Source organism: Streptomyces sp. SCSIO 75703 (assembly GCF_036607905.1).
Classification (GTDB): domain Bacteria; phylum Actinomycetota; class Actinomycetes; order Streptomycetales; family Streptomycetaceae; genus Streptomyces.
This window is the reverse complement of record NZ_CP144555.1, coordinates 3,964,386-3,980,602: the sequence shown is the minus strand read 5'-3', so window position 1 is coordinate 3,980,602 and position 16,217 is coordinate 3,964,386. Positions and strand designations below refer to the sequence as shown.

Here is a 16,217-nt window from a genome sequence, read left to right as displayed (position 1 = left end):
GCTCCATGGGAAGAACGCCAAGGCCGGGCCGCCTGTCCACGATGACCGGGTGCGGCGGGACTTCACCGCAGCCGGGCCGAACCGGCTGTGGCTCACGGACATCACCGAGCACGCCACCGGCGAGGGCAAGTTGTATCTGTGCGCGGTCAAGGACATGCACTCCGGCCGCATCGTGGGCTATTCCATCGACGCCCGGATGAAATCCAGTCTCGCGGTGAGAGCCCTTGAATCAGCGGTGGCCCGTCGCGGCCAGGTCGCCGGGTGCATTGTTCATTCCGATCGCGGGTCGCAGGGCGGATTCAACCGGTCGTCGCAACACCTTGATTTCGGAGGTGTTCAAGATCGCTACGGAGGACTGGAGCAGGAAGACCGGCGATGCGCCCGCGGAACTTCGGCGGCAGTGGCGTGCTGACCGGGTGCTGAGGCCGGCGATGCGCTCGCCTGGCCGGCCTGATCCGTCTCGGGTGGTGCAGCGGCAGTTCTGGCGGCTGATCGCCACGGGCGTCACGACGGCTGAGGCATCGCTGGCGGTCGGGGTGTCGGTGCCGGTCGGCTCTCGGTGGTTCCGTCACGCTGGCGGCATGGCGCCGATCTCTCTGGCCGAGCCCACCGGCCGCTACCTGAGCTTCGAGGAGCGCGAGGAGATCGCGATACGCCGATGGCTACCGGTATGTCGGCCGGTACATCAACGAGGCATCGACCGGCGGCGGATCGAAGATGCTGGAGCCGGGTGAGCTCGACAACATTTTCAAGGCCGGGCTGCGCGTCTTCCCGATCTTCCAGGACAATGGCAGGAGCCTGTCGGAGTACTACTGGGGCAATGGCTACAAACACAGCCAGCTTGCCCATGATCAAGCCGTTCATTTCGGCTTCAACCGGGGCACCGTGATCTATTTCGCTGTCGACTACGACGCCACCCAGGAGGACATGCCGCACATCCTGGAGTACTTCCGCGGGGTCACCTCCGGCCTCGCGTCCAGGGGCAAGCGGTACCTCCACGGAGTGTACGGCTCACGGAACGTGTGCGCGGAGGTAACGAAGGAGACTTACGCCGCGTACTCGTTCGTCTCCGGCATGTCCTGGGGATTCTCCGGCAACCTCGGCTTTCCCCTGCCGGCGAACTGGTCGTTCAACCAGATCAAGGAGTACCAGGTCACCAACGGCAGTGACACGTTCTGGCTGGACCGCGACGCGCACCGGGTCGGCTCCGACGACGGCCAGAAGACCGTCAACCGTGCCGTGTCCCCCGCCGCGGACCTTCTCGCGAACATCGACCAGTTGTACAGCCTCGCCAAGAGTTACGGAAAGGGCGATCCGAACCGGCTGATCACGGACTATTACCGACAGAAGCGCTATGCGGGGTTCGAGTGGAAGAGCCTGATCGGAGAAGTCGACTGGTCGTTCATCGACTACGCCAACAGCCGAGGTGCGGAACTGATGTCCGACTTCACTGACCCCTTCACGGGCCAGACCCTGCGCCCACAGCACCTGCTGGCCACCGCGGCGGGACACATGATCAAGCCACCTCTGTCCGATACGCACAAGGCCAACCGGGGTGACGTGGCCGGGTGGGCCGGGGACCTCATGACGTTCTACGGGGAATGGCGTCGCGACAGCGACTCCTACGCCTCCGGCTACACCTACTGCACCGAACGCCTCGGCAAGGTCGGTACGCTCTCCTCGTTCAGCTTCGACGACCTCATCGAGGACGCTGACGGGTTCCTCCTTGCCGAGAAGATGCGGTCCGGCGTGCCCATCACCACGGCCCTGCGCGATCACTACGAGAAGACCGGCGGGGTAACCAGGTTCAGGGACTATCTCGCCAAGCGGTTCGGCACCTCACAGGCCACCGCAGCGGATGCGGCGTTCTACATCCTCACATCGATCGATGATCCGCTCATCAATCTCGGACGTATCTCCCTCGAACAGCAGACGGGAGGAGTCGCCATGGTCCTTTCTCATCTACTTCCGGAGGACAGGCTGAGGAATTACTGCCTTGGCTTCGCGGATACACTGATCGCTCATGCCGGGCTGGAGGCCCGCAGCCAGGCGAAGATGAAGTCCAACCACGCCAGGCTGTTCGCGGACAGTTCAGCCTGATGGATTCCTGGATCCTGGCGGCGCTCTTCGTTGGATTTGGTCTGGCCTTCGTACGCGTCAAAAAGGGCCGACGGCTCCTCGGCCTGATCAAGGCATCCACCACCACTGGAACCCTGTGCTACCTGCTCGGCTGGTTTCAGGTCCACTTCGCCTTCCCCTCGCATGCATGCCCCGACTTCCCCGACATGCGCCCTATCGTCCGCTTCGACCGCTACGAGGACGGCACTTTCCCGCTGCACGCCACCTGCTACTGGGACGACGGTGAGCGGAAGGAACTTGTGAGCGGCTGGGTCAATCCACTCCTGTTCACCTGTATGGCCGTGTTGGTCAGCTGTCTGGTGACGTTGGCGGTCCTTGCCTACCGCCGCTACCGGAAAGGACATACGCGTTGAGCGACACTGCTCACATATTCACCCGCCGTCAGACCCTCGTCATTACCGCGGGCCTCGCTGCGGGAACCCTCCTCGCCAACACTCCCAGCGCCGCAGCCGCCTCTGAGCAGAGTGCGTGGCGCGGCAGACGAACGCAGAACCGCTGGCCCGTCATCGACGACAGCCACACCGACACCTTTCGCATCGAAGGTACCAGCGTCAACGTGCCACTACTGAAGGGCGACGTGGCCACGGTGCTGCTGTATGTGGCCCGCCGGTTCGCGTACGAGATCGATATGCTCCGCCCCGGCGACGTCCAGGGCCACACCGACCACCGCGCCGTGGGGGCCGGCTTCGAGTCGAACTACCTCTCCGGTACCGCGATTGCGATCCGCCCGCTCTTCTACCCGTTGGGAGCGCAGAGGGGCACAGGGGTGTCCGATCTCGAGAAGGTCGTCGTCGCGGACATCCTCGCTGACTGCCAGGGCGTCATCCGCTGGGGCGGACACGCAAAGCCGGTCAAGGAGTCCCACTTCCAGATCGACGTTCGCCCCGGTGATCCCGGACTGGCCAGTCTTGCCCGCCGAATCCGCGGAGAGGAGGCCGACCCCGGGTCCGGCGCTGGATCCATCGACCCATTCCTTCCGAACCGCCGCAAAAGGGCTGCGGCCTACCTCTGAACCAGCGAATCCTCGAAAAAGGGAACACCTGACTCCCATGCACAGACTGATACGTGCCATTGCCCCGGCTGCTGCTCTCGTCTCCATTCTCGCAGTCACCCCTCAGGCTCTGGCCCAAGACCACGCCCCCTCAAGCACCAGCATGCTCGTCCCCGGAACGAGTGTTAAGTTCTCCGAGAACGGAGCGCGTGACGCCCAGACGCGTGCTATCGCGGCGGAGAACCCTGCCGCTGTTAGCGCCACCGCAACACTGTGCGGATCCGGGTACGAACTCGAGTTCGTCGAGCGACTCCCGGACGCGCGCCGATTCGGCACCCTGTACACGTACACGAGATCCACGACCAGCGTGTCGGGGGCTTGTGCAGTGTTCGACAACAACCTCGGCGTGGCAAAGCAGATGAAGTTGAAGCTGTGCCCGAACCGGACTGGAGTGGCTTGCAAGGTAGACGAGGGGACCTTTTCGCAGTACGCAGGCCCGGCCAAAGGCGAGGGAAACCGCGACGCCGGCTGGAACAATTGTTCCCAGGTGACTGCGATCATGTGGTCAGACGGCGTCGCGATCATCGACCGAGTCAGGTCCGTAGCACCGTGCGACTGACCATGTCTAGGCTTCTGCGTACCAGCGTGCCATCTGTCCTGGCCTGCACATTGTCGAGCACTCTCCTACTGACGGGGTGCGGATCCGACCACTCTGCCGCGCAACAGCGCGGGACCGATCAAAGAGAGGTCCAATCGATCGGGGATGGAAGTCCCGTCAGCCCGTCTGCGGCAACCCCCGGCCCTCGTGCCTCATCCGGGACGTCGGAGGAGGGAAGGACAGAGGCAGCTGCAGACGAGGCCGAGCGGCAGCGGCGCGAGGTGGCCCCTCCAGGCGAGGTGATTACCCCTTCGCGCGTCGCAGGAACATCCGAAGAAGACTTCGGGGCTCCTGTAGCGCGCAAGGACGATCTGACGGTGTACACACCGACAGCTCACGGAGACACGCTGACCATCCCAGTCAAGGTCACCAACAGTGGTAGCAAGCGTGCCTTCTACCGTTTCACCATCCGGGTCACGGGTCCCAACGGATTCGACCATACAGCGGGCGCATCAATGGAAGTCGTCGGCCTGTACCCCGGCACCTCCTGGCCGACGGAACTGACAGTGCGAGACGCTGGTCACACACCGCCCAAGCATCCTCACATCACAGTCGAGAGGCTTGAGCGCACGGAACACGGCGACTCCTGAGCCGTAATCCCTGGCCGTGCTGGCCCTGTTCGCTCCCCGGGGGCGCGGGGAGAGGAACTCGCGCCCCCGCCCCCGCCGGTCCCTGCACAGTCCACGCTCAGAGGAGGTCGGCGCACTGGGCTGTGGCTGGCTCAGGCCGCCGGCGGCTGGCTTCACCGGAAGCAGCAGCAAGCCAGGTGGGAGCAAGTCCGCGCGCAGGGCTTGCGGTACGGGCTGGCTCAGCTGGACGCGCTGCATCACGCCCGGTTCTAAGACCGTGTCCTACGTGGTGAGGCGGATGAATCGCTTGTAGCAGCACAGGGCGGCGGCGAGGCCGAGAAAGGCCAGGTAATTGCGGGGATCGCGTTCGTAGCGGGGGCTGAGCCGGCGGTAGCCGGACAGCCAGGGCGTTGGGTCCGCTCGATGACCCAGCGGCGGCGCCCTAATCGTTCGCTGGACTCGATGCCCTTGCGGGCGATGCGCACGCCGATCCGCTTGCCCCGGAGTCATCTGCGCAGATCAGCCCGGTCGTATGCCTTGTCGGCGTGCAGGCGTTGCGGCTTGAAGTACCGGCCGTTGTGGGGGTCGTGTCTCGTTTGGTGACCCTCCACCATCGGCTTCAGTCCTTCGCTGTCGTGGGTGTTACCCGCGGAGGACGCGCTGATGGCGCTCGTCGCGATGGCGGTGGCGGTGGGGCGGTGGGGCGGTGGCGGTCGTCACGAGGCCGGTGAAACGCGGGCGGCGTCCCGGTGCCGGGACCGGGAGGCGTCCTCAGTCCCTCGGCCGTGGACGAGGAACACGGTCAGGGTCGGCCACAGGCCCAGCCCAGGGCCAAGGCCAGGCCCGCGTAGCCGACCCACCGGCTGGTCCTGGCGACGGCCGGCTCGTCGTCGTTCAGCGTCCTCGCCCTCCCGTGGCCGTGCGGAACCGCTCCCCCGCCCGCGGTTGCCGGGTGCCCTCGCGTGGCCGTGCCATGGGAGGCACTGCTCCGGCCGACGGACGTCACGGCGGTGCCGGGGTGAAGTGGACCAGGTCCGCGGGGACGCCCGTGTGTCGCGCGCCGTCGTCGTCCTCGTAGTGCCACGCGAAGGGCAGGCCCTGGGCCGTCTCCGGGTCCGGCCCGTTCATGAGCTGGAAGTGGAGGTGCGGTTCGGAGGAGTTGCCCGAGTTGCCGCATTCCGCCAGCCGCTCGCCGGCCTTGACGGTGTCGCCCACGGCCACGCACGGTGAACCGCGCCTCAGGTGTGCGAAACCGGCGTAGACGCCCTCGTCCAGCTTCAGGACGACGTGGTTGCCCCACAGGTGGCGCGGCCATCCCATGCCGCGCACGAAGCCTTCCACGACGAGGTAGAGCAGTCCCGGCAGCGAGGTGCGCGAGAGGTGGTCCCGGGTGCCGTCGACCACCGCGACGACGGCCCCGTCGGCCGGGGCGAGCACCGGACTGCCGAACGCCGGGTAGTGGTGCGGGCGGACGCCGAAGGGCCGGAGCCAGTGGAACGCCGGAGTGGGCCGCCCGGCGGGGTGGTGGGTCAGGTCGATGGCGTAGGTCTGCGCATGGCTGTGGGTGTGGCTCGGCACCTTGGTCGCGGGGCTGTTGAGCGCCCGCCACCGTCCGGTCACCGGCACCCCGACCCGTACCGGGGTCCGCCCCCGCGGGGGGCGCTGGGTGCGCCACAGGGACCAGCGCAGCAGCATGCTCAGGGCCAGCAGGGCGACCCCCGTGTACCAGAGGGGGCCGAGCCCCTGCCGGTTCAGCAGGACGCAGAGCGCGCCCACGGCCAGGAACAGGCCGTGGCGGGTGCGCAGGGTCGTGGGCCGCACCGGTGTACCTCGTTCTTCGTGGGTTCCGAGGGGAGGCCCGCCGTCGGGTCCTGCCCGCGGGCGGGTGTGCGGGTGGGGGCGGCGGCCAAGGGCGGGGTCCCTACGCGGGGTCCCGTGGTGCCGCCTGCGCCAGCAGGTCCAGGGCCTCCTCCCAGCGGAACGTGTCCGCTCCCCCGCCGGACTTGGCGCGGTGGGGCTCGTGGGAGCCGAAGCGGATGCCCATGCCGCGCAGGCGGGCCAGGCTCTCGCGGTAGGCGGGGTGGGCGGCCTGGGCGGAGTTCAGGCAGGGCAGGACGACGGTCGGGACGCCCATGCCGTACGCCTCGCACAGGATGCCCAGGGCGAGGGTGTCCGAGATGCCCGCCGCCCACTTGTTGAGGGTGTTGAAGGTGGCCGGGGCGACCGCGATGGCGTCCGGCGGCGGCAGGGGCCGCGGTTCGCCCGGCGCGCGCCAGGCGGAGCGGATCGGGTATCCCGTCAGCTCCTCGATCGCCTCGGCGTCGAGGAAGCGGAGCCCCTGCGGCGTGGCGACGACGCCGACGTCCCAGCCGGCCCGCTGGGCCGCCGTGACCAGCGTGCCGGCCTCCCCGGCGACGCCGCTCGCGCAGACGACGACGTACAGGAAGGGTTTCTGGGCCGTCTCGGTCGGTTCGGTCACGCGGCACTCCCCGGGGTGGCGGCTCGGACGTCGTTCCGGCAGCGTACGTCGGCGGCCGGTGGCGGCGTTTCCCGGCCTGCTCGCGGGCTCCCTGGGCGGGTGCGTGCGCTAGCGTCCGTGGGCATGGGGAGAGTCGGGGCGGGGACACGCGGGATCGTGCTGGTTGCCGGGCTCGTGGGCCTGGTGGGGGTGGGGGTGCCCGCGGTGGCGTTCCTCGCGGAGTACGGGTGCGGGGAGCGGGAGGAGCGGCTCGGGGCCGTACTGGCCCGGGAGTCCGTGCTCGGCGCCGCGCCCGAGGGGGCACGGCAGCGGGAGCGTTACCGGGGCTGTGACGACGACGACCGGCGGGTCGTCGCGGGGGCCGCGTACCGGTACGGCGGCTCCGCCGCGCAGGCGCTGCGCCACTACGGCGGGGCGGCCCCGGCGGCGGGCTGGCGCGGCACGGACGTGCCGGGGTGCTTCGTCAAGGAGGTGGACGGCACCACCGCCCACCTCGCCGTCGAGGGCCCAAAGGACGGGGAGTTGCTGGTAGAGATCCTCGCCGACCGCGAGGCGTCCGCCCTGTGCTGAGCCCCGGGGCCGGTCCGGCGCTCAGGCCGCCCGGAGGGGCAGCAGGCCCCCGCCGGGGGTCGTACGGCGGCTGGTCGCGGTCAGCGCGACGGTCACGGTGAGGGAGGCGAGGCCCATCGCCGTCATCGCCGTGGCCGGGGAGGTGAACTGGGCGACGGTGCCCGCGAGCGCCGCGGCGACGCCCTGCATGGTGAGCATCCCGGCGGAGTGCAGACCGAGGGCGTGGCCGGTGAGGTCGTCGGGGGTGAGGCCGACGAGGCGTTCCTGCTGGACCAGGGAGGCGCCGAAGCCGACGGAGGCCAGGGCGACCAGCACGGTCGCCACAGGCAGCGGCGGACGCAGGAAGAACACCAGGTACGGGGCGGCCAGCAGCACCAGGAGCGGGATGCCGAGGTGCGGGCGGAGCCGGGCCGGCAGCAGGCGCCCGACCAGCACGTCGCCGGTGAACATGCCGAGCGCCGCACCCGCGAAGAGGGTTCCGGCGGCGCGGGGTTCGTAGGAGACGTAGAGGGATTCGCAGCCGACGACGAGGCCGTTGGGCAGCCACAGGGCGAGGTAGACGTGGCGGCGGGGCCGGGAGGACCACAGGGCGGCGTTGGCCCGGCGGGTCGCCGCGACGGAGGGGCGGCCGGTGGCGCGGGGCGGGCGCCGGGTGAGCCGGAGGGCGAGCAGCGCCGCGGCGGCGTAGAGCAGGGCGGCGAGCAGCAGGGTGGCGCGCGGGGAGAGGAGGGCCACCAGGAGGCCGCCGGCCGCGAATCCGGCGATCTGGAGGAGGCCGGTCATCATGTTGAAGACGGAACGCCCGGTCAGGTAGCCCTTCTCGGGCAGGATCTCGTTGAGCAGGCCCCAGCGGACGCCGCCGCCGAGGGAGGCGATCAGTCCCTGGACGAGGACGATGGCGAAGACGGCCCAGACCGGCAGGCCGGGCGTGGCGAGGAGCGCCGTGGTGAGGGCGAAGGCCAGGGAGATGCCCGCCAGGGTCGTGCGCGGGGGCAGCCGGTCGGCGCCGGACAGGAGGAACGTCGCGCCCACCACCTGGGCGAGGGACGGGCCGAACATGCTCACGGCGGAGAGCAGCGGTGAGTTCGTCGCCCGGAACACGAGGGTGCCGAGGGCGAGTCCGCTGACCGTCTGGGCGCTGATGGAGGCGGAGGAGGAGATGAAGAGCGGGGTGAACTCGGGGGTGCGGAACAGGTCTCGGTAGCGGATGTCGGCGGCCATGCGGAGAGCATGCGGCGCTCCGGCCGGGGCCGTTACTGTTTCGCCGGTGCGCGAAAGGGCGGGTCCGGTCCGTGCCCGGACCAAGGGGTTCGCGGGAGCGGGGCGAGGGCGGGCGGACGGGGCCGGCGGGCGGAGCGACGGCGTGGGCGGGGGCCGGGCATGGGGTGGTGGCAGGTCAGCGCGGACACGCTCGCGCGGAGCCGGTTCCGTGTCTCGCCGCTGGCCGAGACCTTCGCCTGCCTGAAGCTGCTGCACGCCGGGGAGGCGGCGCACCCGGGCGAACGGCAGTGGCTGGACGCCCATCTGCCCGCCTACCGGGCCCGGCTGGCCGACGATCCGGTGGCCGCGCTGCTGGTGCGAGCCGGGATCGGCCGGGGCTGGATCGCCGACTTCCTCACGCCCGCCCCTCGGGAGGGCGAGACCCTGGCGGCGGGGCTCGCGCGCGTGCGGGCGGCGCCCGGCGAGGTGGCCCGCGCGGATCTCACGGTCTCGCTTGGCGGCCCGTTGCCGAGCGCCCTGGACCGCGACGACCTGGGCGAACGGGCCGCCGCGCTGCTGGAGTTCGTGTGGGAGCACGCCGTACGGCCGTCCTGGGAGCGGCGTCGGCGGGTGCTGGAGGCGGATGTGGTCGCGCGCACGGCGCAGGTCAGCCGGGGTGGCTGGGCGGCGGCGCTGGACGCCCTGCGGCCGGGGAGGACGCGCTGGCTCGGTGGCGACCGGCTCCAGGTCAACCTGCACGCGCATCCGCCCCGGACCCTCACCGGCGGGGAGTTGCTCCTCGTCCCGGTGACGCCGCAGCGGCAGGGGTGGGTGTCGTGGGAGGAGGCGGAGCGGTACGCGGTGGTCTACCCGTGCGCCGGGGTCCTCGCGGACGACCGGGCCCGGCCGGTGCCGGGGGCGCTGGGCGCGTTGCTCGGTCCGTCCCGGGCCGGGGTGCTGGCGCTGCTCGGGACGCCGATGAGCACCAGCCAGCTCGTCGGGGTGACCGGACAGAGCCTCGGCTCGGTGGGACGGCACCTGCGGGTGCTGCTCGACGCGGGTCTGGTGGAGCGGCGGCGGGCGGGGCGCTCGGTGCTGTACTCGCGGACGGCGGCCGGGGAGGTCCTGGTGGAGGCCGGGGGCGGGGCCGGGCGGCGGGTGGACGGGCCGGCGCGGGACAGGACGCGGGGCTGACCGACGGGTCCGCCCGCGGCGGACCGGGCAGGGGCCGGGTGGCACCGACTGCCGAGGCGACGGTGGGCCCGGTGCGGCGGGCCCGGTGCGGCCGGGGCGCGGCCCTCCGGGGCGGGGCTACGGCCCTCCGGGGCGGGGGGCACGGACGGCCGACGTGACAGGCGGGTCCCGAGGCGGCGAGGAGCGGGGCCCGGTGTGGCCGGGGGCATGGTCCTCCAGGGCGGGAGCGGCGCCCGGCGTCTGCGGGGGCCGGGTCCGCCCGGCGTCGTCGGGGGCGGGGGCCGGGTCCGCCCGGCGTGGGAAGGGCACCGTTAGCATCCGGGCATGACGAGCACTGTGAACGGACAGACCGCCGGGGGCGGTACGGCCCCCTCTCCCCTCGATGTGCAGGTCGGCGCCCTCCAGGGCGGGCCGGCGGACCTCGGCCAGTACGCGGGCCGGGTCGTGCTGGTGGTCAATGTGGCCTCGAAGTGCGGGCTGACCCCGCAGTACGAGGGTCTGGAGCGGCTGCACGAGCGGTACGCCGAGCGCGGCTTCACCGTGCTCGGGGTGCCGTGCAACCAGTTCCTCGGGCAGGAGCCGGGCAGCGCCGAGGAGATCGCCGAGTTCTGCTCGGCGACCTACGGTGTCACCTTCCCGATGACGGAGAAGGTCGAGGTCAACGGGCCGGGGAGGCATCCGCTCTACGAGCGGCTGACCGCTTTCGCCGACGCGGAGGGGCACAGCGGGGACGTGCGCTGGAACTTCGAGAAGTTCCTGATCGGGCGGGACGGTGCGGTGGCCGCCCGCTTCTCGCCGCGGACGGAGCCGGAGGCGGCGGAGGTCGTGGCGGCCGTGGAGGAGGCACTGGCCGGCTGATGCCGGACCGGCCCGGCCCACGCGCCGCCCCTGGTCGGCGGGGCGGCACGGGGCCGGGCAGGGCCCTCTCGGCGAGGTCGGCGAACTGGTCGAGAGAGCCCTGCCGGTGGCGTCGACGAGGTCGGCGCCGGGGAGTTGCGGTGTTCCGGTACTCGTGGTGCTTGCCGCGTGGTGCTTGCCGTGGACCGGTGTGCTCGGCGGGGTCGGCGACCGTCGGGTCGTCAGCCCTTGACCGAGGCCACGAAGACGTTCCACGCGTCGGCGGGGAACGCCAGCACCGGGCCCTCGGGGACCTTCGAGTCACGGACGGCGAGCGCCGCCGTGACCGGGGACTTCACTTCGACGCACGCGCCGTTTCCTCCGGAGTAGGAGGACTTGGTCCATGAATCCGTGGCGCCCTGAAGAATTGCCATGTCTGCTCCGATGGCCAGAGTTGCTGAGTCACTGTCGCCGCGCCACGGGCCCGCGGGGCCGCGGCACGGATTACGCCAATGTCCTGTGCTTCGTTGGCGTGATCGACGCTACTCGCTGACCTCCACGTTCGGAGCAGGCATTCACCCGACCGGATGGCATATTCCAAGGGACTCTTCCAGGACGACCCGGCCGGGGTGTAGCATCCCCCGCCTTTCCCGCCTTTCCGGCCTTCGGGGCTCAGCGGGCGTACCCCTTCGCCATGTCCTCGATGAGCTGCCGCGACTGGTCCACGTTCAGGGCCTGCGCCCGCAGGTGCTCGTACATCACCGTGTACTTCTGCACGTCCTGTGCCTTCTCCAGGTACAGGTCGCTCGTGACGCCCTCCAGGTAGACCACGCTCGAATCGGCCGTGTCGGCGAACTCCAGGATCGAGTACTGCCCGTTGATGCCCGGGTGCGCCCCGACGTCGAACGGCAGCACCTGCACGGTGATGTGCGGGAGCTGCGACATCTCCGCCACGTGCTCCAGTTGTTCGCGCATGACCTGGCGACTGCCCACCACCCGGTGCAGGGCGGCCTCGTCGAGGACGACCCACAGCCGCAGCGGGTTCGCGTCGGCGGTGACGCGCTCCTGTCGCCGTATCCGCACCTGGACCCGCTTCTCGATGTCGGCGACCGACGTCTCGGGCAGGGCGCCCTGGATGAGGGCCTCGGCGTACGAACGGGTCTGGAGCAGGCCCGTGATGATCTGGGGCTCGTAGGTCCGCAGCGACTCCGCGTCCGTCTCCAGGCCGATGTAGACGCTGTACGGGATGTCCCCGAACGCGTGCCACCAGCCCTGCTGGCGCGAGTCCTTGGCCATCTGCATCAGCGAGTCGACGATCCGCTGGTCGGCGACCTCGTAGACCCCGCACAGGTCACGGACGTCGCGCTGGCTGATGCTGCGCCGGCCGTTCTCCAGGCGGCTGATCTTCGACTGGGAGACCAGGAGCCGTTCGGCCACCTCCTCCGCGGTCATGCCCTTGAGCTCGCGGAGCCGGCGCAGCTCCTGGCCCAGACGGCGCCGCCTGACGGTGGGATTGACATTGGACGCCACGGGGCGTGCACCTCCGGCTGCTGCGTGACTCATACTTGCCACTTTGCGTATCTGCTGCTGAGCAGATTGCCACCAAGGTGCTTTCTACCGCTGGGAAACGGTCGATATGCGCCGCGTAGGCGCCACTTCGGTGTGTCTGCCCGCACCGTGCGGTAAAAACGGCGGCGCGGGGCGACCGTACCGCGCCGGCGTCCGGTGCTCCGGACGTGCGGTCGCGTTCCGTCGCCCCGCGCCGGCCTGTGGCTCCCGTGACCGGGTCCTGGGGGACGTCCGGTACGGCGGTGCGGGTGTGGTGCGTACGGCGGTCCGCCGCCGGTACGCGTGGTGGTGCTCTGTCGTTCTCGCTTCGGTGCTCCGGTGCTCCGGTGCTCGGTGCTCCGGTGCCCTGGTGCCCTGGTGCTCGGTGTTCCGTGGTGCGGTGTGTGGTGGTGTGGTGCGGTCGTCCGCCCGTGGTGCGGCCCGCGGGGCCTCACCTGCCGGCCCCTTCGGGGCTCCGGGTCAGTGGACCGCCGCGCGCGCCATCGATCCGTGGCGCGGCTGCGCCGGCACACCGCGGGCGGGTTCCGGAGCGGACCGGGCTCCGGGACCTCCGGCCTGCCGGCCGGCCGCGGTCCGGCGTGGTTGCGCCGCCACGCCGTTCTGGACGTCCATCACGGCGTGTGCCACCAGCCCGCCCATGGGGTCGTGCCGGATGAGGTCCCGCAGGCGGGACCGTGAGGAACGTCCTTCGTTGCCCGGGTACAGGTGCTTGCCGAGACCGACCGCGTGGGCCAGCGCGGCGAGCGCCGCGGTCCGCGGGTCCGGCGGTACGCCGGTGCGGATCGCCGAGTCCAGCCGGGCCCTGATCTCCCGGCTGATCGCCGTGTCCGTCGCCTGGTAGCGAGTCGTCGGCAGCACCCCGCACATCTGGCCCGGTACCGCGGCGACCATGCCGCAGCGCTCCAGATGTGAGAGGTAGGTCTGGCGGAGCCCGAGACGCGGCCCGCCGATCCAGTGGACGGCGCGTACCGGAGCGCCGCGCCTGCGCAGCAACTCCAACGCACTGTCCAGGGTTGGGTCTCCAGTCGGCCGTGGCACGACCACGGCGATACGATCCCCGTCTGGGGCTATCCGTCCGGCCAGCGCCAGCTCGACGAGCTGTGCTCCGGCCAGACCGAGATCGAGCGACTGCGGCTGTGCCGTGGTACCCGTGGTCGGGTCCAAAGCCAGCAACAGAAGCTCCTCCGGAAGTGTTCTGCGGCTCCTGCCCATCCATGCCTCCCCGCGTGGATGAATGACAGGGTGACCCCTCTCACATTGGTCTGTCGAGGGTGCGTGACCGGTTCGTAAGGGAACCGGTAGGTATGTCGTACTCGTCTGACGCGTGGGTTCTCCCCGTAACACAGGACACTGGTACATGGTTCGGTAGCGCACACAGGACGTGCGGCGCATGGAGGAGGCATCGGTGGCGGGCGAGTCCCCCGACAGGTCGAAGCAGCGTGAGTCGTCGGAAGACCCGGCGTCGGGAAGCGCGGGTCCGGTCCCCGAGGCCAGGGCGGGGGCGGAGGACACCGAGGCCCGTGACCCCCGGCTCTCGGTGACCCGGGAGTCCGCCGGAGCGCCGGGCACGGCCGCGGAGCCCCGGGGCGGCGTCGACACCGCCACCCGGGTGCTGACGGTGCCCGAGACGGACGGGGACGCGGAGACGACGGACGGGGACACCGGGGCCGGCGGTGCGGGGTCGGAGTCGGGGACCGACGGCGCGTCGCAGGACGCGGACGCCGACGGTGCCGAGGCCGAGGGCGGGGAAGACACGGGCGAGACGGGCGGCGCGGGTCAGGGCGCCGACGGTCCCGCCTCGGACGAGGGGCGCCTGCGGGACGCCGTGGCGGCGTGGATCGTCACCGCCGACCAGCGGGAGGCCGCGAACGCCCGCCGCGAGGACGCCTGCGAACGGGCGGCCGACGACGCGGACGCCGGCGCCGACACGGGCGAGGCGGGCAAGACAGGCAAGACAGGCAAGGCCGACGGGAAGGCCGGAGCCGACGGCAAGGACTCCGCCGAGGACGAGCCCGCCGAGCCCGCCGAGGGCACCGAGAACTCCAAGGACGCCGAGCCGGCCGAGCCCGGCGCGGACGCGGAGCCCGCCGACGAGCCCGCCACCACCGAGCCCGACAAGGCTCCCGGCAAGCCCACGGCCTCCGTCGAGGACACCGGGCCCGGCACCTCCAAGCCCGACGCCGAGCCCGCCGCGGACACCGAGCCCGCCGACACCGCCGACGCCACGGACGCCGCGGACGGCACGGACGCCGCCGCCCCGGACGCCGACGGCGCCACGTCCGGTGAGGACCCCGAGGCCGACGACGGTCCCGACGGCCCTTCGGCCCCCGCCGGGCCCGCCGTCGACCAGCCCACCGCCATCTTCCGTACCCCGGCCTCCGCGAAATCGCCCGTCGACCAGCCGACGACGATGCTGAAGGTCGGCGGCGAGACCGGTCCGGCCGAGGCGAAGACGACGGCCGACGAGGACGGCGCGCCGGCGGAGCCCGCCCGCGGCGCCGGGAAGGGCGGGGCCACCGGCGCCGGGACCGCCGTCCCCGCGCCGCCCCGCCCGGAGACCGAGGCGGAACGGACCAGCAAGTTCGTCGCCCTGCGGCACCTGGACGGCCCGGCGACCCGCAAGCCCCCCGCGCCTCCCGTGGGCGCCGCCCGGCCCCCCGCCGCGGGCCCCGGCACCGCCGTGCCCCCGGCGGTGCCCGAGCGGACGACGCAGCAGCCGCTGCCGCCGAAGCCGCCGCTGGACCTGCTGGCGGAGCTGACGAACACCCCGCCGCCGCCGGAGACGCCGCTGCGCACCGCCGTGCGCCGGGTCAAGATCTGGACGCCGCTGGTCATCCTGCTGGTGATCGTCTTCGGGGTCGTGCAGTCGATGCGCCCGCTGCCCGCGCCGGAGCTGGACCTGACGGCGCGGGACAGCTTCACCTTCGAGGGCGGCAAGGTCGACATCCCGTGGCCGGCCAGCGGTCAGGCCGCCCTGGACGTGCAGGGCATCGGCACGTTCGGCTCGTCCGGCGCGCAGAAGCCGGTGCCGATCGCGAGCGTCGCCAAGGTCATGACGGCGTACGTCATCCTGCGCGAGCACCCGCTCAAGAGCGGCGAGGACGGCCCGAAGATCGACATCGACCAGGCGGCGCAGGACCAGTCGCGGGCCGGTCAGGAGTCGACGGTCGACGTCACCGCGGGCGACACGATCACCCAGCGGGAGGCGCTGGAGAGCATTCTGATCGCTTCCGCGAACAACGTGGCGCGGCTGCTGGCCCGCTGGGACGCGGGGTCGGAGCAGGCGTTCGTGGACAAGATGAACGAGACCGCCAAGGACCTCGGGATGACGAACACGACGTACACCGACCCGTCGGGGCTGAACAACACGACGGTGAGCACGGCCACGGACCAGGTGAAGCTGGGCAGGGCCGCGATGCGGGAGCCGGCGTTCCGCGAGGTCGCCGCGATGATGTCGTACGACGACTACAAGGGCGTCAACCACTCCAACTGGAACCAGCTCGTCGGCAGCAACGACGTGGTCGGCATCAAGACCGGCACCACCACCTCGGCCCTCGGCAACCTGCTCTTCGCCGCGAAGAAGGAGGTCGGCGGGGAGACGCGGACCATCGTCGGCGCGGTCGTGCGCCAGCCGTCGGGCGGTCCGGAGAACACCATCCTCTCCGCCGCGCTGGACAGCAGCGACAAGCTGATCCGGGCCGCGCAGGCCGCGCTGGAGTCGTCGACGATCCTGAAGAAGGGCACGGTCGTCGGGTACGTGGACGACGGTCTCGGCGGCCGGACGCCGGTCGTGGCGACGCAGGACGTCACGGCGGTCGGCTGGCCGGGCCTGACGGTGAAGCTGACGTTCCGCGCGGACGACGTGCCGCACACGGCGCCCGCCGGGACCAAGGTGGGCACGCTCACCGTGGGTGACGGCGACAGCAGCGGCGCGGTGAAGGTGCCGGTGGCGTTGCAGGACGACCTCGTCGAGCCGGGCTTCGGCGCGAAGCTGACACGACTGGGCTGACC

General features: G+C 71.3%; 14 protein-coding genes and 4 pseudogenes. 11 read left to right on the top strand and 7 right to left on the bottom strand.

Going from position 1 to position 16,217, the window contains the following annotated elements:
• Positions 1-7 precede the first annotated feature (7 nt).
• The 7 genes and pseudogenes from VM636_RS17515 to VM636_RS17485 form a co-directional block, all read left to right on the top strand.
• Positions 8-292, top strand: a pseudogene (locus VM636_RS17515) (DDE-type integrase/transposase/recombinase); the annotation flags it as partial.
• A gap of 139 nt (positions 293-431) precedes the next feature.
• Positions 432-653, top strand: a pseudogene (locus VM636_RS17510) (IS30 family transposase); the annotation flags it as partial.
• A 31-nt stretch (positions 654-684) separates the two neighbouring features.
• Positions 685-2,100 (top strand): glycoside hydrolase domain-containing protein, encoded by a 1,416-nt coding sequence (locus tag VM636_RS17505; protein WP_338486390.1) that lies wholly within the window; start codon positions 685-687, stop codon positions 2,098-2,100.
• Complete coding sequence (locus VM636_RS17500; protein ID WP_030419381.1) at positions 2,100-2,492, top strand: hypothetical protein; 393 nt, start codon at positions 2,100-2,102, stop codon at positions 2,490-2,492. Before VM636_RS17505 ends, VM636_RS17500 begins: the two co-directional genes overlap by 1 nt.
• On the top strand, positions 2,489-3,151 hold the full coding sequence (locus tag VM636_RS17495) for a hypothetical protein (RefSeq protein ID WP_030419382.1): 663 nt from the start codon (positions 2,489-2,491) through the stop codon (positions 3,149-3,151). The genes VM636_RS17500 and VM636_RS17495 overlap by 4 nt, the downstream gene beginning before the upstream one ends.
• A gap of 37 nt (positions 3,152-3,188) precedes the next feature.
• Positions 3,189-3,749 (top strand): hypothetical protein, encoded by a 561-nt coding sequence (locus tag VM636_RS17490; RefSeq protein WP_078962725.1) that lies wholly within the window; start codon positions 3,189-3,191, stop codon positions 3,747-3,749.
• Between the two features lie 749 nt (positions 3,750-4,498).
• A pseudogene (locus VM636_RS17485) lies at positions 4,499-4,627 on the top strand (restriction endonuclease); the annotation flags it as partial.
• A 12-nt stretch (positions 4,628-4,639) separates the two neighbouring features.
• Here the strand turns inward: VM636_RS17485 and VM636_RS17480 are convergent.
• The 3 genes and pseudogenes from VM636_RS17480 to VM636_RS17470 form a co-directional block, all read right to left on the bottom strand.
• Positions 4,640-5,010, bottom strand: a pseudogene (locus VM636_RS17480) (transposase); the annotation flags it as partial.
• Positions 5,011-5,359: 349 nt separating this feature from the next.
• Positions 5,360-6,178 (bottom strand): M23 family metallopeptidase, encoded by an 819-nt coding sequence (locus VM636_RS17475; protein WP_234340442.1) that lies wholly within the window; start codon positions 6,176-6,178, stop codon positions 5,360-5,362.
• A gap of 100 nt (positions 6,179-6,278) precedes the next feature.
• Positions 6,279-6,836, bottom strand: a complete 558-nt coding sequence (locus VM636_RS17470; RefSeq protein ID WP_030419384.1) for a flavoprotein — start codon at positions 6,834-6,836, stop codon at positions 6,279-6,281.
• A 156-nt stretch (positions 6,837-6,992) separates the two neighbouring features.
• Between VM636_RS17470 and VM636_RS17465 the strand changes: the two genes are divergently transcribed.
• Positions 6,993-7,406 carry a hypothetical protein gene (locus VM636_RS17465; RefSeq protein ID WP_234312539.1) on the top strand — a complete coding sequence of 138 codons (414 nt, stop codon included), beginning with the start codon at positions 6,993-6,995 and terminating at the stop codon, positions 7,404-7,406.
• A gap of 21 nt (positions 7,407-7,427) precedes the next feature.
• On the opposite strand, the gene VM636_RS17460 is transcribed toward VM636_RS17465, so the two are convergent.
• Positions 7,428-8,627 (bottom strand): MFS transporter, encoded by a 1,200-nt coding sequence (locus tag VM636_RS17460; protein ID WP_030419386.1) that lies wholly within the window; start codon positions 8,625-8,627, stop codon positions 7,428-7,430.
• 159 nt (positions 8,628-8,786) lie between these two features.
• On the opposite strand from VM636_RS17460, the gene VM636_RS17455 reads away from it, so the two are divergent.
• A complete protein-coding gene (locus VM636_RS17455; protein ID WP_030419387.1) occupies positions 8,787-9,800 on the top strand; it encodes a helix-turn-helix domain-containing protein in 1,014 nt (337 codons plus the stop codon).
• A gap of 324 nt (positions 9,801-10,124) precedes the next feature.
• The gene (locus VM636_RS17450) at positions 10,125-10,658 is read left to right on the top strand and encodes a glutathione peroxidase (protein ID WP_053914056.1); all 534 of its coding nucleotides are present in this window, start codon (positions 10,125-10,127) and stop codon (positions 10,656-10,658) included.
• A gap of 221 nt (positions 10,659-10,879) precedes the next feature.
• On the opposite strand, the gene VM636_RS17445 is transcribed toward VM636_RS17450, so the two are convergent.
• The 3 genes from VM636_RS17445 to VM636_RS17435 form a co-directional block, all read right to left on the bottom strand.
• Positions 10,880-11,071 (bottom strand): DUF397 domain-containing protein, encoded by a 192-nt coding sequence (locus tag VM636_RS17445; RefSeq protein ID WP_030419389.1) that lies wholly within the window; start codon positions 11,069-11,071, stop codon positions 10,880-10,882.
• Positions 11,072-11,309: 238 nt separating this feature from the next.
• Positions 11,310-12,167: a helix-turn-helix transcriptional regulator gene (locus VM636_RS17440; RefSeq protein ID WP_030419390.1), complete on the bottom strand. Its 858-nt coding sequence runs from the start codon at positions 12,165-12,167 to the stop codon at positions 11,310-11,312.
• 498 nt (positions 12,168-12,665) lie between these two features.
• Positions 12,666-13,418, bottom strand: a complete 753-nt coding sequence (locus VM636_RS17435; protein WP_030419391.1) for a GPP34 family phosphoprotein — start codon at positions 13,416-13,418, stop codon at positions 12,666-12,668.
• 178 nt (positions 13,419-13,596) lie between these two features.
• Here VM636_RS17435 and VM636_RS17430 point away from each other — a divergent pair, with 178 nt between their 5' ends.
• Positions 13,597-16,215, top strand: coding sequence for a D-alanyl-D-alanine carboxypeptidase (locus VM636_RS17430; protein WP_078962723.1), 2,619 nt, complete (start codon positions 13,597-13,599; stop codon positions 16,213-16,215).
• Positions 16,216-16,217: the final 2 nt, after the last annotated feature.

Bases quoted from the DNA above. Each gene is read 5' to 3' on its own strand.
- VM636_RS17490 (WP_078962725.1), top strand. From the start codon at position 3,189: ATGCACAGACTGATACGTGCCATTGCCCCGGCTGCTGCTCTCGTCTCC.
- VM636_RS17460 (WP_030419386.1), bottom strand. From the start codon at position 8,627: ATGGCCGCCGACATCCGCTACCGAGACCTGTTCCGCACCCCCGAGTTC.
- VM636_RS17430 (WP_078962723.1), top strand. From the start codon at position 13,597: ATGGAGGAGGCATCGGTGGCGGGCGAGTCCCCCGACAGGTCGAAGCAG.
- VM636_RS17455 (WP_030419387.1), top strand. From the start codon at position 8,787: ATGGGGTGGTGGCAGGTCAGCGCGGACACGCTCGCGCGGAGCCGGTTC.
- VM636_RS17500 (WP_030419381.1), top strand. From the start codon at position 2,100: ATGGATTCCTGGATCCTGGCGGCGCTCTTCGTTGGATTTGGTCTGGCC.
- VM636_RS17445 (WP_030419389.1), bottom strand. From the start codon at position 11,071: ATGGCAATTCTTCAGGGCGCCACGGATTCATGGACCAAGTCCTCCTAC.
- VM636_RS17435 (WP_030419391.1), bottom strand. From the start codon at position 13,418: ATGGGCAGGAGCCGCAGAACACTTCCGGAGGAGCTTCTGTTGCTGGCT.
- VM636_RS17450 (WP_053914056.1), top strand. From the start codon at position 10,125: ATGACGAGCACTGTGAACGGACAGACCGCCGGGGGCGGTACGGCCCCC.